The sequence below is a fragment of the Traorella massiliensis genome, assembly GCF_900104665.1.
GTDB classification, from domain to species: Bacteria; Bacillota_I; Bacilli_A; order Erysipelotrichales; family Erysipelotrichaceae; genus Traorella; species Traorella massiliensis.
This window is the reverse complement of sequence record NZ_LT629969.1, coordinates 408684-430625: the sequence shown is the minus strand read 5'-3', so window position 1 is coordinate 430625 and position 21942 is coordinate 408684. Positions and strand designations below refer to the sequence as shown.

Below are 21942 nucleotides of genomic sequence, written 5' to 3'. Positions count from 1 at the left end.
AAGAATATCAATTTTCAACTTTCTTGTCAACAGCCTAGAAAAAGATTCGTCTTTTTTGACGAATCTTCATTCAAATATAATATCATCCTCAATATTCTACTGATTCATATTCACTAGGATCAACCATTTCCACAGTTGTAGAATCAAAATTACTTAATTTTACACTTGCAGTAAAAGAAACTTTGACACCCTGATCTTCAGCTGTAAAACCAAACGACTCACTTTCAATATATCCATCTTCGTTAAGAATAATAGTAAATGAATCAAAAGTTAAAGAAGATAAGGCCGCCAGTGTTTCTTCATCCAAAGTAGATCCTTCAAGATTTCCTAACGTATCCATCAATTGTGTCAGTTCTTCCTGTGTTGGCTCAATCGTAACAACTGTTTTATCACCATCTTTAGTAGCCTTCATATTTTTAAATTCAGCACTCACTTCACCAACATCAGTCATCTGCTGTGCTTCAGAAACATCCATGGTCATCATCGTCTTCGAACCATCAACGTTTGTATAAACAGTTCCATCATAATATGTCTGTTCCGTTGATACATTGCTTCCAAACATAGAAGTTTCCACATTCATATGATACATCAGATCATCCTGCATTCCTGCCATCTGTACCGTCATTTGGATAGGCATATCTAATGAATAACCTTCAGAATCAGTACCACTCATTTCCATGTTAATCGAAATATCCATATCCATGCTCAATGAATCTAATTTTTTCATCTTTTCGTTAGCATTTTCTAGCAATGTTTTAGGATCTTCAGCTGGTTCTGAATGATTACAAGCTGCTAATGAAAATGATAGCATGATCGCAGCTGTAGCACATAGCAAATTTTTTATTGTCTTTTTCATATTGTCCCTTTCCGCTCATAGTTGAGCTTATCCTTGATTTTATTATATCATTGAATAATTACATCGACAAGATTTACAAAAACAATGACAATTCTGTAATAAAAGACCGTTTCATCCAAAACGGCCTTTATTTTAAACTTTTTACATTCCCCATACAAGCCAGATATAAATATAGCCAGCAAGTACGGCAGCAAGAGTAAAAGGAACACCGATACGCAAGAAATCACGAGTACTTACCGATTCCCCATTCTTACGTAAAATGCCGATAGCAGCAATATTGGCCGAAGCTCCAATAGGGGTTAAATTTCCACCCAAAGTAGCTCCAGTAAGTAAACCAAAATAGAATACATAAGGTGCCATCCCCGCTCCGCCATTCATCAAAGCAGCAATTGAAGAAACCACTGGCAGCATAGTTGCGACATATGGAATATTATCAATAAATGCTGAAAGAATAACCGAAGCAAAAACAATCAAAGTATAGAGAAGAAATGCATTATCACCAGAAACTTGATAGAAAAGGCTGGCAACCGCATCAATTACACCGGCTTTTGTGATACCTTCAATTACAATAAAGATACCAAACAGCAATAACAGCGTATCCTTATCTAAATCTCTAAGAACCATCTTGACAGGCTCAAAATTACTCTTTTTCACACAAGCCCGAATAACTCCGATCACACATAATGCAAAGCAGATCAATCCGCTTCTTAAATTATAAAAAGTCATTAAGCTGGCATTTGCTGGCTCTTGTAAGAAAGACGCACCTATTAATAGTCCAACTGTAGCAATCATTAAAAATGATGGAAAATAATCTTCGACCTTGGTCTCTACCTTAGCGCTGACTTTCTGATTTTCATTACGAAATAAATACAATAAAACAACAACCGAAGCCAAAGCACCTAACTGCACACCCCAGAAAATACCTGGTTTACCTAACATCCAAAAGAAATCAAGAAATGTCATACCAGCATATCCGCCTAAAAGAATACTCGTCGTATCCCCCACAAGCGTTGCAGCTCCCTGAAGATTACTTGAAACTGCAATGGCAATTAATACAGGAACAGGGGATATTTTTAACTTTCTTGAAATAGCCAAACCAATAGGTGCTACCATCAAAACAGTTGCGACATTGTCAACAAAAGCGCTGATAATTCCGGCAAATAAAGCCAAAGAAGTTACTGCCCATTTCACATCAGGAACTTTTGAAATCAGTATTTCTGCCAAACGGGCAGGCATTTTGCTTTCTACAAACAAGGTAACAGTTCCCATCGTACCGCCAATCATTAAAAGCACATTATAATCAACGGCACCCAAAGCATCTAAAAAACTCATATCATACATGCCTATGATTCCCAGAATCACAAATACTGATGCTGATGTTAATGCAATCCATGGACGATATTTTTGAAAGGCAAGCATCAAAGCATACGTTACAAGAAAAATAATCAATGCGAAAATCATATATCCTCCTATTATAATTTCTTTACTAAAGTAACCCTATTATAACATCACCCTTTTTCGCTATCAATGTAATCTTTAAGAGTTTATTCACAAATAAAAACATGAGCCTTCGCCAGAAGACCCATGTCCTAATTCAATACTTATTTCACAGATGCTTTTTTTCTTGCAAAGAAAATTCCCGCACAAGCAATCAGCATCAATCCATAATAGAAATACATACTTGTATCACCTGTATTCGGTGTCTGAGGTGTTTCAGTTGTATTATCATCTACTGGTTTTTCAGGATCAACAGGAACATTATTCTTTTCAAACTTAGCTGTCAATTCTAAATCACTCGTTACCGGAGTGCTGAAATCATATTCTTTATCTCCATTAAACCATCCAATAAATGTATAGCCTTCCTTTTTTGGATCAGCTGGTTTTACAGCTGTCTTTCCATGTTCTACTTCCTGACTTTCTACACCATCACTGAATGATACCGTATATTTTGTTACTTCATACTTAGCAGTCAACGTAATATCGGCTGTTACCGGAGTATTGAAATCATATTCTTTATCTCCATTAAACCATCCAACAAATGTATAACCTTCTTTTTCAGGATCATCAGGTTTTACAGCCGTCTTTCCATAATCAACGCTTTGTGCTGGCGCATCATCACCAAAAGATACAGTAAAAGCAATTGGTTTCCACTGTGCATAAAGATCAACACGGACGCCACCATTTCCATTATCATTTAATGCTATTGTTTCACCAGCTTTATAGCTTTCGCCACTTCCGTCAGCCTTCGTATTCCAGCCTTCAAAAGTATAACCTATACGTGTTGGCTGTGAAGCAGCAACTACGATTTCATTTGCATTTGTGAAATTATTTGTTGGTCCACCTTCACCACCATTAGCATCATAGTAAACGGAGTTAGCGGTTTTCATGATTTTTACTTTTTGACTTGCACTAGCAGAAGCAGATTTCTCTGTAACAATAACATTACTGCCATCTTTCTGAGCAGCTGTAACAGTAACACTGTACGTACCACTATCACTTACATTACCAGCAAGTCTAAGTGTTTTATCATTTTCACCCTCAATTTTTACACCATCTTTAAACCATTCATATGTATAATCAAAATCATTATACTCTGTAACTTCAGCTGTAAGAATACGTGTTGAATTTTTTGGATAATAGAACTGATAATTATCACCAATCTCTGTAGCTTCAGTTGTTAATATAATTTCCACAGAAGGTGCAAGCACCTTACGTGCCATGATCAAAGATAAAGAATCCTCAGTTTCAACAACTTTGCTCTTACCGCCTTTTACATAAAATTCACCTATTTGACCGTTATCATATAAATACCAGCCATCCTGGCTATATCCACTTAACGGTGAAGATGGGAAACTATAACGTTCACCATATTGAACAGTTGCCGGATCAATCGTATCACCGCCATTGGCATTAAAAGCAATGGTAACATCATTCATCTTAAGCCACTGAGCAGTTAAGACATCATCACCTTCAACTTTTGTTTTATCTTCAGTCAAATTATTATTCTGGCTTGTCCATCCGTTAAACTTATATCCAATGCGTGTTGGATCGTTACCAAAAACACTAAATGGTGTTCCAGCACCTGAACTTTCTAGAATGTGTACTTCTTTATCTGCGAAAATAGTTCCATTTAAGCCATCTTTAAAGGTTATATCATATTCCCTGTTAAAAATCAGTTGTGAGCGAACACCACCTGGATAATATGTACTATCTAAAATCCATCCTCCAAAAGTAGCTTGTAAATTTCCTGAAGAAGAACTTCCTTTATAATTTAATCTATTTATAAAATGAATTGTTAAATTTTCCTCAGGTGTTTTATCACTATTGAAAACATATGTATGACCATATTTTTCAGTCACTTTTTCCTCATAAGGCTTTATATCCGTAATAGTAACGGAAGCTGTCATACATCCTCTTTCTTCATTCCAAACAGTTTCATTGACCGTAAAGGTATCAGCAATCAAAGTGAAATCACGTAAATCAAAACCACCATACTGACGGAATTCGTCAGTTGCACGAATGGTTGCATGAACTGCTGTAGCGGCATCCAAATGATTTGGCATTTTCACCCAGCGAGCACTAAATGTACGATTTTTCGTAACCGTTTCTTTTGTCTGCTCACCGTTTTTATACGTTGCATTCCAAGTGGTGAAAACCCAGCCATCCCGTGTCGGTGTACCCTCAAAAGCAGGAACAAGATCACCAGCATTTACTGTATAAACCTGATCCGGGAAATACTTCTCAGAAGAGCTCCCATCCGTGTACGTTACTGTATACGTTTCTACGGCACGTACTGTTGGTACAAAACCAATAAACATAAAGCATGTAATGATTGAGACAAGTACTTTCTTCAAAAACCTACTGTATTTCATATAATTTTCTCCTTTTCTTTTACAGTTTCAGCATTTTAATATCTTGTCCTGCCTACTCCCATAGTAACATCTAACCGCATACATTACAACCATAATTTCCCATTAAATTTTAAGTAATTTTTATGTTTAGACTATATCATTTTATCAATCTCCTTTATTCTTACATCTATATCATAATTTCATCATGTAAAAGCATAAAAACTTATAAGTAAATTTAAAGTAATAAAGATACAAATTTTCTTATAGTCTCATTGCATGGAAACATTTCAATCTCTATAATAAAAATAGGAGGTGTCATAATATGGCAAATGAAAATAAAAAAGATTTTAATGCGATGTTACATAATAATAAAGATATGCCTAAAATACAGATTATTTCAGACAAAACTTCCATCGAGAAATATGGCGGAGAAAAAATGTTTTTTGCACCACCCATTGTTTATGATGAAATCATGAAAACTGTACCTTATGGAAAAGTCATAACAGTAGGTATTATTCGAGATTATCTAGCAAAAATGAATCATGCTGATTTCACAGACCCTATAACAGCAGGAATCTTTGTTTCTATTGCAGCATGGGCAAGCTACCAGCGTTCAGAAAATAAAACACCTTATTGGCGGACATTAAAGGCAAATGGAGAACTAAATGCAAAATATCCTGGCGGTATTGAAGCACAAAAAGAAAAGCTAGAATCAGAGGGACATACAATCATTCAAAAAGGGCGTAAGAATATCAGATATTATGTAAAAGACTATCAGAATTTCTTATCTAAATTAACCACCGTGAATTAACGGTGGTTATCTTTAAAAAAAACGCCTGAATGAAATCAGACGTTAAATATTAAATGATTTTTTGAACTTATCGAAAGCAGATTCTCTTTCTTTAGAATCACGTAGTTTTTCATATAACTTATGCTCTTCTCTTGAAAGTTTTGTTGGAATTTCAATACGAACTTCTACATACTGATCTCCCTGGGCACGAGGTCCTTTCACACCTTTACCACGTAGTCTAAATTGCGTTCCATGCTGTGTTCCAGCTGGAATCGTCAATTCTACATCACCATATACGGTTGGAACATCTACTTTACATCCAAGTGTTGCATCTACAGCACTGATAGGTATACTGATACGAATATCATTACCATCTCGAACAAAATTAGGATGACGATTTACTAAAATTTCAATATATAAATCTCCGTTAGGTCCACCATTGATGCCTCTTTCACCCTTGCCGCTAACTCTGATCTGTTGACCAGACTGAATACCAGCAGGAATCTTGATTTCCAGCTTTACACGCTTATGCTCATAGCCTCGTCCATGACATTTTGGACATTTGTGCAAAATTTTCTTTCCGCTTCCATTACATTCCGGACATACGCTGGATGACATAAATACTCCAAAAGGCGTACGATTCTGTGATTGAACTTGTCCTGTTCCATTACATCTGGAACAGCTTTGAATATCACTTTTACTTCTTGCACCGCTTCCTAAACATTCACTACACTGCTCATCAACTTCAATCGTAATTTCTTCTGTTTTACCAAAGATTGCCTCCATGAAGCCAATACGCATTTGCATGAAACGGTCGTTCCCTTTTCTTGGTCCATTTGAAGAACGTCTCTGACTTGCACCACCAAAAAATGAACCGAAAATATCATTAATATCCCCAAAGTCACTGAATCCACCAGTAAAGCCTCCTTGACCAAAGGCACCATCCATACCAGCATGACCAAACTGATCATAGTTTGCTTTCTTCTGAGGATCGCTTAATACTTCATAAGCTTCATTGATTTCCTTGAATTTCTCTTCTGCATCTGCTGCTTTATTCACATCGGGATGATATTTTTTCGCCATTTGACGATAAGCTTTTTTTATTTCAGCATCTGTAGCTCCTTTTTGAAGCCCCAGAACTTCATAATAATCTCTTTTTGCCATTCTTTCCCACCTTTCAGCAGTGAAATTCTAGCATAGCTAGAATTTCTTTTCAATATTAATTCTTTTCAGTGAAATCTGCATCAACAACATTATCATCATTGTTGTTTGACTGTTGAGCGTTTCCGCTTGCACCTTGCTGCTGATACATCTGTTCAGAAGCCATCTGAGCTGCCTTTTCCAAAGCATCCAGCTTTGTCTTTACAGCTTCCATATCGTTGTCATCCAAAGCTTTCTGCAATTCATCACGAAGTCTTAGAGTCTCTTCTTTCTGTTTTGCATCGATCTTATCACCAGCATCAGCTAATGTAGAGTCGATCTGATTGATGAAGGCTTCTGCCTTATTTCTCAATTCAGCTTCTTCACGACGTTTTTCATCTTCATTCTTGTGTTCTTCAGCCTCTTTTACCATTCTTTCAATTTCTTCATCACTTAATCCTGAAGAGTTTGAAATTGTGATAGACTGTTTCTTATTTGTACCTTTATCCAATGCAGATACGTGAACGATACCGTTAACGTCGATATCGAATGTAACTTCGATCTGTGGAATACCTCTTCTTGCAGGAGCAATACCATCCAGCTTAAACAATCCTAATGTCTTGTTGTCATTTGCCATTGGTCTTTCACCCTGAAGTACATGGATATCTACTGCAGGCTGGTTATCAGCAGCTGTTGAGAAAATCTGTGATTTACTTGTAGGAATTGTTGTATTACGTGGAATCAATACTGTCATGACACCACCCATCGTTTCAATACCTAATGACAATGGTGTAACATCCAGCAATAAGACATCTTTTACATCACCAGAGATAACTCCACCCTGAATAGCAGCCCCTACGGCAACTGCTTCATCTGGGTTAACAGATTTATTTGGTTCTTTTCCTAATTCATTCTTAACAGCTTCCTGTACAGCTGGAATACGTGTAGAACCACCAACTAACAATACCTGATGAATATCATTCTTTGTTAATCCGGCATCCTTTAATGCATTACGTACCGGTGTGATCGTACGTTCAACTAATGACTTTGTCATTTCATCAAATTTAGCACGAGTTAATGTAGCTTCAAAGTGTAATGGTCCGTTAGCACCAGCAGAGATGAATGGCAATGAGATCTGTGTCTGAACCGTTCCACTCAAATCTTTCTTTGCTTTTTCAGCAGCTTCCTTCAAACGCTGCATAGCCATCTTATCACTTGACAAGTCAATACCATTTTCCTTCTTGAATGTATCGATCATCCAGTTAACGATAACATTATCGAAGTCATCACCACCTAAGTGAGTATCACCAGAAGTTGACAATACTTCAAATGTACCATCAGCTAATTCAAGGATAGAAACATCGAATGTTCCTCCACCTAAGTCATATACTAAAACCTTCTGTTCACGATCACTGCTCTTATCCAAACCATAAGCCAATGCTGCTGCTGTTGGTTCGTTAATAATACGTTCTACTTCCAAACCAGCAATCTTACCAGCATCTTTTGTAGCCTGACGCTGAGCATCATTAAAGTAAGCAGGAACTGTAATAACAGCTTTTGTTACTGGCTCTCCCAGATAACCTTCAGCATATGTTTTCAGATACTGAAGAATCATAGCACTGATTTCCTGCGGTGTATATTCTTTTCCTTCCAAAGTTACTTTCTGGTTTGTACCCATCAAACGTTTGATAGATGATACTGTATCCTTATTTGTAACAACCTGACGTTTAGCTGCATCACCCACAATTCTTTCGCCATTTTTAAACGCTACAACTGAAGGTGTTGTACGGTTTCCTTCAGGGTTTGTGATAACCTTGCAGTCACTGCCATCCATAACAGCAACACATGAGTTGGTTGTACCTAAATCAATTCCAATAATCTTTGACATATCTTTTCTCCTCCTTATTCGCTTACCTTTACAAGTGCAGGACGTAAAATACGATCCTTTAACATATATCCTTTCTGAAGAACTTCAATGACGATCCCACTTTCTACGCCTTCCTTGGCCTCCTGCATGATTGCATGGTGGTAATTCGCATCAAATTCTTTATTCAAACAGTCAATTTCAACAATTCCCTGCTTCTTCAAAACTTCTACAAGCTGTGCATAGATCATTTCAAATCCTTTAGCATAGTTTTTCAACTCTTCAGAATCAGTATTTACCTGAAGGGCTCTTTCCAGATTATCGATGATCGGAAGAACTTCTTTTCCAAAATCCTGGAGCTTATATTTATTGCTCTTCTCAAATTCGTTCTGAAGTCGTCTTTTTGTATTCTCCGTATCAGCATAAGCCTTATAGAAAGCATTTTTACTTTCAGCAAGTTCTGCTTTTAGATTTTCAATTTCTTCCTTTAGCTTATCTGTTTCACTTTCCGCATTTTTCGTACTTTCTGTATCTTCAACAGCTTCAGCAACAATTTCTTCCTTTTCATTTCCATCTTTTTTCTTTTTCTTATCAGTCATCATTAAACATCTCCTCGATTCGTCTGCTGACATATTCCATCAGCGCCACCACTTCATTATATGGCATACGAGTCGGTCCTACGATCATCAGCTGACCTTCCTCATCACCATGGATTTTAAATTTACTGGCAACTACGCTTACGTCATCCGTATCTAAAAGTTTGACATTGTCTTTTCCAATACGAACAACAGTACCCGTATTTTCCTCAGCTATCTGACGCCACAGGGAACTGTCCTCAAGCATACTCATCATTTTCTTTAACTTTTCAATGTCCGCAAATTCCGGCTGATACAGCATATTGCTTTGTCCACTGAAATAAACCTGATCACTGGCAAATTTCACAAATGCATTGACAAAAGCCTCAAACAGCATTTCATGACGCTGTACTTTTGCCGCCAGCAAAGGCTGAATTTCTACCATTCGATCAACCACTTCATTCAACGGTACGCCTACCAAATTTTCATTCAACAGATTACAGCAGGTCGTCAAATCATTCATACTGACACTTTCTGAAAACTGGAAAGTCTTATTCTCAGTATGTCCGTGATTGGTGACAAAAATCGCCACCGCACTTTTTTCATTTAACGGAATCAGTGTGATATGCTGTAGTGCCTGATATCTGGCATCCGGCCCTAAAGCAACAGATGTAAGATTTGTCATCTGCGAAAGTATATCACAGCTTTGACGAACAACCTCCTCCATACTTGAATTGCGGGCATCAAAAATCGTTTGTAACGCATTCATCATCTTTGGTTCAATATGCTTTACCATCAGATGATCGACATAATAACGATAACCCTTGGTTGATGGTACTCGTCCGCTAGAAGTATGTGTTTTCTCTAGCAAGCCCATTTCCTCTAGAGCAGCCATTTCATTTCTAAGAGTTGCCGAAGAAACATGAAAGTCCAGTAAATTCATCAGCGTGTGACTTCCCACTGGTTCAGCTGTTCGAGTGAACTCTTCTACAATGGTCTTAAACACTTTAGTTTGACGTTCAGTAAGTTCCATAAGCCACTCCTTCCTAGCACTCTAAATCTCTTGCTGCTAATAGAATAGCACAACCAGTTAGCACTGTCAACACTTTAGTGCTAAAAAATAAAAAATTTCAATATTTCTTCACAAAATAAAACCGCATTTTCTACACACGGTTCTTTTCACCCCAGATGCACATTTCATCTAATACTTTCATAAGTGAAGACCCTCGTTCACTTAATGAATATTCTACCTTCGGAGGAATTTGAGAGTAAACTTTTCTATAAATCAATCCATCTTTTTCTAATTCTTTTAAATTTTGACTCAATGTCTTATCTGATATTTTTTTCAAATATCGTTGCAATTCATTAAAACGCACTGGTTGAAATTCCATAAGACAATATAAAATCACCATCTTATATTTTCCATTAATTCAAGATAGAGTATAACTAAATCCTGCATCTTCAAAATTTGCCTCTTCAATATATTTCTTGATCATACTTACCTTTATAATAGTACCTTACCAAAAAACAGGTACTTGCCTTTCTTTCACCATTGATTATAATGAAATTACCAGCATGCAGCATATGGATTCAGAGTATTAGGTGAAATCGTAAATGTAGTAGCTTAATCAATTTCAAAGCGGCTATTATGCCATCGGTGAAAAGGCTGGACAGGCATGGCAATCGGGTGTTAAATTTATGAAAAAAAGTCTCAGCTCGAGACTTTTATTTTTTATAGTTTTTCATATTGATTGATATCGATCCATATTCCAATATCTCTCATTTCTGAGTGTGCAACACTTTTATAAAAACGTTGCGCCTCATCATTAGAAGCCGTTAACGCAATCAGTGTATCCACCCCCTTACACTTCCATCTTTGAATCAATGCCATCAATAAGTTCTGTGCTACCTGTTGATGACGATGACTTTTCAATACACAGATCCAGTCCAGATATGCCTTTTTAGAACCATCAAAATGTGAGGCAATCATCGTAGAATCAATACGGCCGACAACATGCCCATCCACATAAGCCAGTAATGAAATTGATGTTTGAAATGCAGGATCATCAAATGACTTTTCAACTGATTGAACATAAGCCTCATCAATTTCCCAGCCCCAGACATCTTCCTCTTCTCGAAGTCTTTTTTCAAAAGCTAAAACATCACCCATTCTATCTTTTATATATTCTTTGATTTCTATCTTCATCTTTTTATCTCCAATTCTTTTCCATAATGATATAACTTGAAAAATCATTTGGTATTTCTAAACCTGTTTTTAGAAAGCCATTCTTTGTCCAAAAAGCTTCACTCTGTGGATTTCCCTTTGCATAAGCCAATCTAACTTTTTCAAAATCCTTTTCTTTTAAATAAGCAAATGCTTCATCAATGATCTGAGTTCCTATTCCTTTTCCCTGATAATCACGATTCATCATAAAGAAACCAATAAAAGCAGTCTTTTCTTTTGGATAGTCAAGAATAAGATCCATAAAAGCCACAAGTATTTCACCTTCAAAAAAACCAATATAATACTTATCTTTATATTCTTTACGTGGCGGTAATGCTTTTATATCATCTTCAATACTTTCTTTAGTAACAAAAGGTGGATGATATTCATAAAATAAAGGATTTTCCTTACATAGATCATAAATCTGATCAATATTCTCTTTTTCAAGCCTTCTTACTTCATAATGACTGGATAATTTCTGAATATCCAATTGAATCGCTTTTTGAGCCCACAAAGGATAAGCCTCAAAACAATAGGTCTTCCCCTGATATGGAAAAGAAAGCCTGCATGAAAAAAGCATCGGTGAAGCTACATCCGCCCTTGAACCATATTTATGATCACCCACAAGAGGAAATCCACGACTTGCAAACTGTACACGAATCTGATGACTTCTACCCGTATACAGTCTTACCCTTACCAATGATTGATCTTTTTCTATGGTTAAACGTTTATATTCCAATTTGGCTTGTTTAACACCCTTACGCATTTTCTTAACGACAAAAACTTTATTCTTTCTAGAATCTTTAAAAAGATAATCTTCCCAAACATCCCATTCAGTTGGTTTGCCATGCACCATTGCCACATATTCTTTGACCATTTCATTATTTTGAATCATCTTTGAAAATAAAGCCGCACTCTTTGAATGACGAGCATAAACCATGATACCACCAACATTTAAGTCTAACCGATGCAAAGGATAGATATCTCCTCCAAGCTGCTCTTTAAGGATTTCCACAACCTGTTTTTCTGAATCAAGTCCTACTGGCTTGATACATACGACTATATTTTTATCCTGATACAGTACTTCCATAATTACTCCTAAAACATCAATTTCTCCATGACATAATTTGTCAATAAGATTTTTTTTCTTTCTACTTGCTGTTTTTTTATGATATGATATCCTCTTTTTTCAAAAAAAGGTCTTGCGGTAATTGAAGCATGAACAACAATTTTTGGAACATGCACGGAACGTTCAAGCCGCTGACACAAAAGGGTCGCTATTTTTTGATGCTGATAATCTTTGTGGACATATAATCGATCCAGATATCCGCTAGGATCAATATCACCAAAACCTACAATTTTTCCATCTTTTAATGCAACATAACTGATATGTTTCAAAAAAGACTGATTCCATTTTTCCAAATCTATTTTACCATCTGCCCAGGCGTCCAGCTGTTCTTGAGTATAATCCTTCGCATTTACCGTATGCACACATTCATAAAACAACACTGCAACATCAGTAAGATCTTCTTCACGATAAAGGCGTATCATGACATGATTTGCTTTTTGAATGATCTCATCAGCAATCATAGAAAGCGATTTATGACTCGTATCAATCTTGATCGTAGAAAGTTTTTCATACAAAGGCAAACGTTCAAGACTTCTTTCTAGAATATCTTCACTCCTTTTACCCTCTTCAATATCTTTTTCTAATCTTTCTTTCAAACATGATTCATCAGCTATTAATGAATAAGAGCATACATCACAATCTCTAATATCCAGCTTTTTAATGATCATATCTATTATTGACTGCTCATGCATGACCCAGCAAAACAATATATGCTCATAAGCTGAACAATGAATAAAATTATTTAATAGATAAACGATATTATCAATGACCATCGTTTTCGTTTCTTCATTCACAACAAAAGGAAAACTGTCCCAACACCAGTCACCATCAAGAAAAACACAATTCGATAATTCTTTTTTTAAATACTGACATACAGATGTCTTGCCAACACCCATTGTCCCGCCAATTAAATATATTTTTTTCATATTTTTATTATATCATTGTAATAAATATAAAACCATTGATTAATCTATCTTATTGTTTTCTGTTTACAAATAAGCTTTTCACCAAAAGAAGACCTCCTACGATCACAAATAAAACAGGAATAAAGATCCAAAGCCCCATTGTATGGAACATTTCAACTAGAGATCCAGCTGTTCCTATCTGCATAACAAAAACACCTATTCCTATAATTAAAAAGACGGCTCCAACATATGTTCCCATAAAATCAAATTTAAGATGATCAAGATATCCCATATCACTTAAAAATGCAAACACGAATACCAAAGAAACTAATGTGAAAAAAGCACCTATGAATACTAATGCACGATTGCCACTTGTTCCTGAAAGAACTGCTTCTTGAGGATTTTCTGGATTATACCGTACTTCTCTTTTACTATTATACGATGGAATAGAACCTGTTCCATAATTAGTTTGAACCTGATAAGTCACGCCTTCTACCTCATAACGATAGATCAGTGAATAGGTTGTCCCATCTTCATCACTATCATAGATTTCATAATCATAAAAAGTACCTTCTATTGGAACATAGGTTCTTGTAATGATACTTTGTTCATAAACATCTTTGATTCCAAAAAAGAACATAAATATACCAATCACAAAGCATAAACCTACTAAAAGACCCCCTATGAGCAATCGAGGATCGAAATTTGACGTTTTCACCTCATCTTTACGCTTGAAAAATTTTCGATAAATCTGATAAATGATCATGATCCAAAAAGGAATCGTAATGATCAGATTAAAAAGATTGCCATTTCGAATACTTAGATAACTCCAATAAACAATAATGATAAAAAAGTAGATATAGTAGATCATTTTATATGATTTACTACATAGATCTGCCCATTTCTGTTTATGATTCATCAGTAAGATATTTTTTAATAGAATGATGACCACATTCATTGCGAAAGGAATTAAAATGACCTTCATTAATAAATTTTCTGATTTTATGATAATATTAAATAAAAGAATTGCGGAAATAGATGAAATCATTATCTGTTGAATATAATATGCTTTTTTTCTCATTTTAAGCTTCCTCATTTTTTTATTATATCAAACTTGCTTAGGAATAAGAAGATATACAAGCATAATAAATAAGACTGAAACAGAATTTATCCTGATTCAGTCTTATATTTATACTTTATTTTAAATATTCTCTAAAAAACTTTTCTATTTTATCAAATGGAATGATATCCAGCTGATCATATAAATCCGTATGTACAGCATTAGGAAGAATCATTAATTCTTTATTATCCGTATAAGGATTATCTTTGATCATGTTGGCATACGCATCTTTACTGAAATAACAGGAGTGTGCTTTTTCACCATGGATGAGCAATACTGCACTGCGGATTTCATTACTATATTGAAGAATCGGCTGATTTAAAAAAGACATGCAGCCAATGACATTCCATCCGCCATTTGAATTCAATGAACGAGGATGATAGCCTCTATCTGTTTTATAGTAAGCATGATAATCTTTCACAAAGAAAGGTACATCTGCTGGAAGCGGATCAGCAACACCGCCACCTAAAGCATAACTATCATTTATATAGTCTTTCACTCTTTGAGCATTCAAGACTTTCTTTTTTTCATATCGGGCATCAGCCGTATTTTCCGCATCAAAATATCCTTGAGCATTCACACGACTCATATCATACATCGTAGAAGTCACAGTTGCTTTAATGCGGGTATCTAGCGCTGCTGCATTAAGTGCCATGCCTCCCCAGCCACATATTCCTACGATACCCATTCTTTCTGGATCAACATTTTTTTGAACTGAAAGAAAATCGACTGCTGCCTGGAAATCTTCCGTATTGATGTCCGGTGAAGCCATATAACGTGGAATTCCTCCGCTTTCACCTGTAAAAGACGGATCAAAGGCTATTGTTATAAAACCTCTTTCTGCCAATGTCTGAGCATATAATCCACTTGCCTGCTCCTTAACCGCTCCAAAAGGTCCACAAACAGCAATAGCACTTAACCTTCCCTGTATTTCTTTTGGTTCATACATATCAGCTGCTAATGTGATACCATAACGGTTATGAAAGGTTACTTTATGATGATTTACTTTATCACTCTTAGGGAATGTCTTATCCCATTCCATTGTTAATTTTAATTGTTCCTGCATTTTATTCATCCTCTTTCTTATAATCTTTAGGAATTTCATCAATTTCCAGCGTTGGCATTTCCGCCGAGATATTTTCCACGACCTTCTCAGTTCCAGCCTCTAGCGCTGTTTTATAATACCATTCTTTATATTCAAATTCTTTATAACAAGTCTGCAGCTCTTTGATCTGATTTTCGATATTTCTTTTTTGTTCCAAAATCATCTCATATCTTTTTTGTAGGGTAGCATCACCCTGTTGAGCCAATATTACATATTCCTTGATCTTTTTAACCGGCATATGAATATTTTTCATACAATTCAGCACTCTAAGCCACTTAAAATCTTTATCTTCAAAAACTCTTTTTCCATTTACCCGTCTGATATTTGGAAGTAACCCTTCAGAATCATAATAACGCAAGGTCGATGTTTTAACTTTCATCATATCAGCTACTTCCTGAATAGAATATGACATATGATCTCCTCCTCGTCTTTTATTAGCATTATACAAGTTAAAGTAAACTTTAAGTCAAGTACAAGAAAATGATTTTGTAACCAAAATCATATGCAAATAAGCAACCCCCTATCTGCATACCCACCTGCCTTTCTAGCGGCGTGGTTCCACCGGCACCTTCACATCTCCTTCTTTTGCTTTCCGCTGAAATGTTCATGCGGGAGAGTCATGGAATTCGTCGAGGTCTTTATCTTCGGATGATACAGGATGGAAAGGAGCTGATTGCGATGATAAAGAAAGATAAAAAATTATTTGACGAAATGGATCTTATAGCCAGGGACGAATTTGTAAGGTGCAAGTGTCTTGCATGCGGACACGAGCAGAAGATTCCCTCATGGCTGATTGCGGAGATCAGCGAAATGAATGAAGAATGCGGTCTGGATGATCATTTCTCATCGGCGTGTTACAAATGCGAAGATGGTGAAGTTGTAACGATGGATTATTACAATAAAGTCAAGAATAGAGAGCAGTAAAAAACGTTCTATCTATTCCTGTTTTTAATGCGCCCTTTTATATCGGGGTGCTTTTTTGACCTTCTCCCCCTAAATTTGAAATTTCCTAATATATAAAAAAATAAATCAGCATGATACTGATTTACTTATAATCATCTTTTAAAAGCTCCATGAGAATGATATCGTGATATTCACCTAAGTGATATAGTGCTTTATGCCAGCGTCCACATTCTACAAATCCTGCTTTTTTATAAACATTAACAGCATGTGCATTAAAGCCAAACACTTCCAGATGAATGGCATTAAAACGCTGAGTATCAAAAATATAATCACATAATAATTTAATTGCTTCACTGCCATACCCTTTATGACGATACTGTTCACCAAGATAAATCCCCATCGTTACATGAAGTTCATGTGAAGCTATATTAAATAAAGAAATATGACCCATAAAAGAGTTATCTTCTAAAGAAACGATTGAAAATACAAACGGGCCTTCATTCCACCGGCTCATCATATCACTGATTTTATCTTTTCCCATAAGGCTTCCATAAAAACCATTAAAATAGGCAATATCTCGATCCTCATTCAGCCATCTGGTCATGATTTCTGCTTCATTTTCAATATCCATTGGAGAAAGATATAGATGCTGGCCTACTATTTTTTTATAATACATAAGATTCCTGGTATATTATAAATGACTCATTTAATAGTCATTTACAGTATACTTTTCCTTTCTATCAACCCTTTAAACCGTGGTTGATTACGGTTTTGTTAATCTGTAAAATTGAATAATGTGAATGTGGATTTGTATTATTCCTTGTGGCTTGACTACTTTAAGGAGGTTCTTACCACACCTTATTCCTAAATAATGATGAGTTAGATGAGTCTTTGAATTCGTATTTTGAACCAGGTTTTGTGGTTTAAGTGTTGTGGATACCATTTTCACGTATTTTAAAGAAAGGATTTTATATCATGAAATTAGTTGGAATCGACATTGGAAAGAATAAACACTTCTTTTGTATCATGGATAAAGATACCGGAGAACTTATCGTTCACCCTGCTTCTTTCTCTAATGATAAACATGGCTTTGATCTGCTTATTCAAAATCTTAAACCTTACTCTAAAAAATCTATCTTAATTGGTATGGAAGATACCGGACACTATCATTTTGCTTTGTTGAGATTTCTTCTGGATAGAAACTTCTCCGTTGCTCTTATCAATCCTACAACCACTGATTTTTCCCGTAAAATGCAAGGTGGTATTACCAAAAATGATAAGCTCGACACTTTGACTATTTGTGATGTCCTGGATACTCCAGAACGTAAAAAGCAGTATCGTATCACGAAAGTTAACAGCTTCGATCTTTATGAACAGAAACAGTTAACCAGACATCATCATAATCTGAAGGAAGAGCTCAATGTCTACTCAAACCGCCTGCAAAGGTGTATTGATATTGTATTCCCTGAATTCAACAGTCTGTTTGATTCCAAATATAGCCGTGTATATATGGCGGTGCTTAAAACTTTTGGCAGTGCTGAAGCTATCGCTAATGCTGATATAAGAAGGATTCGTCGATGCTTTGAATACAAAGGCAGAGGAAGACGTATTTCTTTAACCCCTGAAATGCTTAAGGATCGTGCAAAATCCTCTGTTGGAATTCCTTCATCAGCAGACGTTATTCAGATCAGACATCTGGTCGATCAAATAGAATTGATCCATGAGCAAATTACTGAAATAGATAAAAAAATAGAAGAGTTCTCGCTCAAGACAAACTCTCCTATCCTCTCCATACCAGGAATTTCTCATTTCTCTGGTACTTCTATTTTAGCGGAATTAGGAGATATAAGCAACTATTCTAATGCAAGAAAAATCATAAAGGCTGCAGGGGTGGCCCCTTACCATTACGAATCAAGTCAGTTTGCTGCACAGCATACAGCTATTGCCAAGAAAGGATCAAAGTATCTTCGAAAGACCTTGTATCAGATCATACTGACAGTTATTCGATGCAATCCTGTATTCAAGGAATACTATCAGCTTAAGATCTCTCAAGGCAAGGGACATCGCTGTGCTCAAGGACACTGTGTAAGAAAGCTGCTTAGAGTTATCTATCATTTAGTCACTACGAATCAGCCATTTAATCCTGATTTGTTAAGATAAATAATTAACTTCAAACAAATTTTAGAAATTCCCTTCATCAAGGTTGTTTTCATCATGCCCAAAAAGTACAAATCACTATTCACTTTTCAAAGAACAGCTCCAGCTAACATACAAAACTAGAAATTTTATATTTTCAAACTTTTTCATCTAATTCTCTTGATTTTTATATAGTTAGCTCCTTGATTCTTTCTCTCATTATAACATGTTTTACAGTCTGATTACGTAGCTTTTTAATCAACATGATTGCTTTTTCTCATAAAACCCGTATAATAATAGTATTAGATGTTTTAGGCATCATTGGGTACTATTTCCATATAATAATAGATAATGAAAGGTGATTTTTATGAAAAAATATATTATTGTCAGAGACAATGCACAGTATATCGCTGGAACTACGTTAAAGGTAGCTTCTCAGCCAGAAGCTTTTAACATGGCTTTACATGTATGCAAATCAGAAGAAGCGGTCTTGATCAACCGCGCACGTTTTGCAAAGGATTTAAATATTGATTTGAATCGATGTGTCTTTTCTAAGCAGACACATTCCGATCATATCAAAGAAGTAACGAAAGATGATTTAGGTAAAGGTGTCTTTGACTATGCCAGTGCTATTGAAGATACCGATGCGTTATACACAAAAGAAAAAGGTGTATGTCTGGGGGTTTTTCATGCAGACTGTGTGCCAGTACTGATTGCTGATCCAATTAAAGAAATTGTTTGTGCGATCCATGCCGGATGGCAGGGAACGGTGAAAGAAATAACAGCTAAATCCATTGCTTATTTAAAAGAACATGAAGGTGTAAATCCTGAAAACTTAAAAGTATACATCGGTGCCAGTATTACTCAAAGTAATTTTGAGGTAGGTATGGATGTCATTGAAAAAGTAAGAGCAATGAGCTTTGATACATCATCAACCTATTATTTCAATGAAACAACACAGAAAGGTTTCGTTGATAATAAAGAATTAAATCGTTTGCAGTGTTTAAATGAAGGCGTACCAATGAAAAATATTACAGTTGATAAAAACTGTACATATTCAAATGCGGAAAATTTCTTCTCTTTTAGAAGAGATAAAGATTGTGGCCGCCATATGTCATTCATTATGCTGAAAGGATAAGAAAATGAAAGAAATCAACGCCTCTGAAATCAGTAAAAACATGATTCAAATGATCAAAAAAGATTGGATGTTAGTAGGAGCTGGTGAAGATAAGTTTAATATGATGACAGCTTCATGGGGAATGATCGGACATCTTTGGAATAAGGATGTCATGAATGTTTATATTCGTCCTCAGCGTTATACTTATGAGTTCATGGAAACCAATGATACTTTTAGCTGTTCTTTCTTTGATGATAGTTATCGGGATGCCTTAAAACTATGTGGCAGTAAATCCGGAAGGGACATCGATAAAGCAGAGGCTTGTGGTTTTACAACAAATTTTATCGAACATGCGCCGGTATTTGATCAGACTGTATGCACGATCATTTGCCGTAAGATAGCCGTCTATGATATTGATCCAAGTCAGTTCATAGATGCTAGCATTGATAAAAATTATCCTTTAAAAGATTATCATCGTGTTTATACAGGTGAGATCATAAAAGTATTGGTAAAAGACTAAACAGCGATTGATGTCGCTGTTTTTTGTGAGAAATGATTAACCATTATAAAAACAAACGCTCTTTTCAAACAAATCGTTGATATATACATAAGTAAGGAAATTTAGATTTCTTTTGTCTTTATGAAAAAGTAAAGAATATTCATTATTTAGCAATCACAATAAATACTTTAAGTTTATGGTAAATATTAATGCAAAAGCTTTGGCATATAATGATCAACAGTATTCTTGAAAAGAATAAATTGTTTTTATGAATTTTGGGAAATTTGCCGATTTGATGGATATATAAAAGTAGGAGGTGTGTATGAGCAATCTCAACAAGCAGTATGACACATTTTGTAAACAGATCCTCGCTCGCCCTATCTTTCTCGCATATATCCTTAAACGCTGTATTCATGAATTCAGTAATGTCGATGTCTTTATCATTGCCAGCAAGTGTATCCATGACATCTCTGTCAATCAGAAAGAAGTTCATCGTCTTTCACCTTTCATTACCCAGTTTGAAGAGGATACTCTGGAAGAAGGAAAAGCTGTCTTTGATATCTTCTTTATGGCACATCTGCCTAAGCGTGATCAGGATATCGACTTCTACATCAATATCGAAATTCAGGATGACTTCTATCCCGGCTATCCTTTATCGGCAAGAGGAGTCTACTATGGCAGCCGTATGCTTTCCATGCAGTATGAGGATCAGATCAGAGGTTCCCGTTATGAAAATCTCAAGAAGGTCTATTCGATCTGGGTCTGCCTCAATCCTCCCAAGGAAGAAAGAGGCAGCATAACGGAAATCTCGCTGGACAAAAAGGTCCATGTTGGCTAGAAGAATAATGATATGAGTGTGGAAGAAGTATTTGATATGATGCAGATACCAGCAAAAGAGAGGGAAGAATATCTTACATATCTTAATAATATTTCAAAATGAAGAATATCAAAAAAACAAAGCAGCTACATATTAGACGCTTTGTTTTTTAGAAAATTTAAAACACTTTTTTTTCATCAAAAAATAATCAATTTTTGTATCATTACTAATTAAAAGACTAGATATACTTACTTGCTTCTTTAATACTTAATTTATTCATTTGATCCATATATTTATGAATAAATCCCCTTACCCAATCAGGATTTGTTTTAGAATAATCTCTTAAAGACCAGCCAATGGCTTTATTGATAAAAAACTCATCACTATCAAAATTATTAATTATAATTTTTTCTAATAATTCTTTATTTGTTTTCTCTTTTCTACATAATTGATGATCAATCGCTATTCTTCTTATCCAGAAATCATCATCTTTTGACCATTCTATCATCAAAGCATCCACTCTTTGATCTCTTAATCCGATTTCTCCGATTACACTATCTAAAAAATCAATGGTATCCCACCATGGTTTAGTTTGCGCATACTGTTTTATTTTTGGAATATCTTCATAAGTTAAAATATTATTCATCGTAATTAAATAGTCACAAACAAAATACTGAAATTCTCTATGTTCATCTTCATAACATTGATCAAGTAAATTCCAATCAATTTTTTTCTGTTTCTTTTCTTCTTTGAAAAAATCTTTATAGATAGCCTTTCTTATTGGAGTTGGAATTCCATAAAAGCTAAATAAATTTCTCATATATTTTGACATCAATAAGGCATTTTCTTTATCTTCCATTGATTCAAATCTTATTTTTATTTCCAAATACTTATCCATAACACACCTCTGT

The 21942-nt window shown here is 35.4% G+C and carries 22 protein-coding genes; 6 read left to right on the top strand and 16 right to left on the bottom strand.

Annotated features, from left to right (window positions below; all coding sequences use genetic code 11):
• Window positions 1-88: 88 nt before the first annotated feature.
• The 3 genes from BQ5367_RS09300 to BQ5367_RS09290 form a co-directional block, all read right to left on the bottom strand.
• Window positions 89-856: a DUF6612 family protein gene (locus BQ5367_RS09300; protein ID WP_071442242.1), complete on the bottom strand. Its 768-nt coding sequence runs from the start codon at window positions 854-856 to the stop codon at window positions 89-91.
• Window positions 857-997: 141 nt separating this feature from the next.
• Window positions 998-2317: an ArsB/NhaD family transporter gene (locus BQ5367_RS09295; RefSeq protein ID WP_071442241.1), complete on the bottom strand. Its 1320-nt coding sequence runs from the start codon at window positions 2315-2317 to the stop codon at window positions 998-1000.
• Window positions 2318-2457: 140 nt separating this feature from the next.
• Window positions 2458-4728, bottom strand: a complete 2271-nt coding sequence (locus tag BQ5367_RS09290; RefSeq protein ID WP_071442240.1) for an InlB B-repeat-containing protein — start codon at window positions 4726-4728, stop codon at window positions 2458-2460.
• 301 nt (window positions 4729-5029) lie between these two features.
• On the opposite strand from BQ5367_RS09290, the gene BQ5367_RS09285 reads away from it, so the two are divergent.
• Entirely contained in the window at window positions 5030-5518 is a 489-nt protein-coding gene (locus BQ5367_RS09285) for an MGMT family protein (protein WP_071442239.1), read from the top strand.
• 42 nt (window positions 5519-5560) lie between these two features.
• On the opposite strand, the gene dnaJ is transcribed toward BQ5367_RS09285, so the two are convergent.
• The 11 genes from dnaJ to BQ5367_RS09230 form a co-directional block, all read right to left on the bottom strand.
• On the bottom strand, window positions 5561-6661 hold the full coding sequence (gene dnaJ / locus BQ5367_RS09280) for a molecular chaperone DnaJ (RefSeq protein WP_071442238.1): 1101 nt from the start codon (window positions 6659-6661) through the stop codon (window positions 5561-5563).
• 55 nt (window positions 6662-6716) lie between these two features.
• Entirely contained in the window at window positions 6717-8525 is a 1809-nt protein-coding gene (gene dnaK / locus BQ5367_RS09275) for a molecular chaperone DnaK (RefSeq protein WP_071442237.1), read from the bottom strand.
• A gap of 14 nt (window positions 8526-8539) precedes the next feature.
• A complete protein-coding gene (gene grpE / locus BQ5367_RS09270; protein WP_408033455.1) occupies window positions 8540-9100 on the bottom strand; it encodes a nucleotide exchange factor GrpE in 561 nt (186 codons plus the stop codon).
• On the bottom strand, window positions 9093-10109 hold the full coding sequence (gene hrcA, locus BQ5367_RS09265; RefSeq protein WP_071442235.1) for a heat-inducible transcriptional repressor HrcA: 1017 nt from the start codon (window positions 10107-10109) through the stop codon (window positions 9093-9095). The genes grpE and hrcA overlap by 8 nt, the downstream gene beginning before the upstream one ends.
• A 130-nt stretch (window positions 10110-10239) precedes the next feature.
• Window positions 10240-10506: a winged helix-turn-helix transcriptional regulator gene (locus BQ5367_RS09260; protein WP_328586481.1), complete on the bottom strand. Its 267-nt coding sequence runs from the start codon at window positions 10504-10506 to the stop codon at window positions 10240-10242.
• Window positions 10507-10808: 302 nt separating this feature from the next.
• Window positions 10809-11282: a GNAT family N-acetyltransferase gene (locus BQ5367_RS09255; RefSeq protein ID WP_071442234.1), complete on the bottom strand. Its 474-nt coding sequence runs from the start codon at window positions 11280-11282 to the stop codon at window positions 10809-10811.
• A gap of 4 nt (window positions 11283-11286) precedes the next feature.
• The gene (locus BQ5367_RS13275) at window positions 11287-12390 is read right to left on the bottom strand and encodes a GNAT family N-acetyltransferase (protein ID WP_083383224.1); all 1104 of its coding nucleotides are present in this window, start codon (window positions 12388-12390) and stop codon (window positions 11287-11289) included.
• Between the two features lie 8 nt (window positions 12391-12398).
• Window positions 12399-13355 carry a GNAT family N-acetyltransferase gene (locus tag BQ5367_RS13850; RefSeq protein WP_235858759.1) on the bottom strand — a complete coding sequence of 319 codons (957 nt, stop codon included), beginning with the start codon at window positions 13353-13355 and terminating at the stop codon, window positions 12399-12401.
• A 49-nt stretch (window positions 13356-13404) separates the two neighbouring features.
• Window positions 13405-14415 carry a DUF3592 domain-containing protein gene (locus BQ5367_RS09240; RefSeq protein WP_071442233.1) on the bottom strand — a complete coding sequence of 337 codons (1011 nt, stop codon included), beginning with the start codon at window positions 14413-14415 and terminating at the stop codon, window positions 13405-13407.
• A gap of 115 nt (window positions 14416-14530) precedes the next feature.
• Complete coding sequence (locus tag BQ5367_RS09235) at window positions 14531-15520, bottom strand: alpha/beta hydrolase (protein ID WP_071442232.1); 990 nt, start codon at window positions 15518-15520, stop codon at window positions 14531-14533.
• A 1-nt stretch (window position 15521) separates the two neighbouring features.
• A complete protein-coding gene (locus BQ5367_RS09230; RefSeq protein WP_071442231.1) occupies window positions 15522-15971 on the bottom strand; it encodes a MerR family transcriptional regulator in 450 nt (149 codons plus the stop codon).
• A gap of 194 nt (window positions 15972-16165) precedes the next feature.
• On the opposite strand from BQ5367_RS09230, the gene BQ5367_RS09225 reads away from it, so the two are divergent.
• Window positions 16166-16483, top strand: coding sequence for a hypothetical protein (locus BQ5367_RS09225; protein WP_143052380.1), 318 nt, complete (start codon window positions 16166-16168; stop codon window positions 16481-16483).
• Between the two features lie 121 nt (window positions 16484-16604).
• On the opposite strand, the gene BQ5367_RS09220 is transcribed toward BQ5367_RS09225, so the two are convergent.
• Window positions 16605-17138 carry a GNAT family N-acetyltransferase gene (locus BQ5367_RS09220; protein ID WP_071442230.1) on the bottom strand — a complete coding sequence of 178 codons (534 nt, stop codon included), beginning with the start codon at window positions 17136-17138 and terminating at the stop codon, window positions 16605-16607.
• Between the two features lie 299 nt (window positions 17139-17437).
• Between BQ5367_RS09220 and BQ5367_RS09215 the strand changes: the two genes are divergently transcribed.
• The 4 genes from BQ5367_RS09215 to BQ5367_RS09200 all read left to right on the top strand — a co-directional run bounded on the left by BQ5367_RS09215 (window position 17438) and on the right by BQ5367_RS09200 (window position 21052).
• A complete protein-coding gene (locus tag BQ5367_RS09215; protein WP_071440703.1) occupies window positions 17438-18622 on the top strand; it encodes an IS110 family RNA-guided transposase in 1185 nt (394 codons plus the stop codon).
• 343 nt (window positions 18623-18965) lie between these two features.
• On the top strand, window positions 18966-19736 hold the full coding sequence (gene pgeF / locus BQ5367_RS09210) for a peptidoglycan editing factor PgeF (protein WP_071442229.1): 771 nt from the start codon (window positions 18966-18968) through the stop codon (window positions 19734-19736).
• A 4-nt stretch (window positions 19737-19740) separates the two neighbouring features.
• On the top strand, window positions 19741-20235 hold the full coding sequence (locus BQ5367_RS09205) for a flavin reductase family protein (RefSeq protein ID WP_071442228.1): 495 nt from the start codon (window positions 19741-19743) through the stop codon (window positions 20233-20235).
• 301 nt (window positions 20236-20536) lie between these two features.
• A complete protein-coding gene (locus tag BQ5367_RS09200; RefSeq protein ID WP_071442227.1) occupies window positions 20537-21052 on the top strand; it encodes a PD-(D/E)XK nuclease family transposase in 516 nt (171 codons plus the stop codon).
• 217 nt (window positions 21053-21269) lie between these two features.
• Here the strand turns inward: BQ5367_RS09200 and BQ5367_RS09195 are convergent, their stop codons facing one another.
• The gene (locus BQ5367_RS09195; RefSeq protein ID WP_071442226.1) at window positions 21270-21929 is read right to left on the bottom strand and encodes a DNA alkylation repair protein; all 660 of its coding nucleotides are present in this window, start codon (window positions 21927-21929) and stop codon (window positions 21270-21272) included.
• Window positions 21930-21942: the final 13 nt, after the last annotated feature.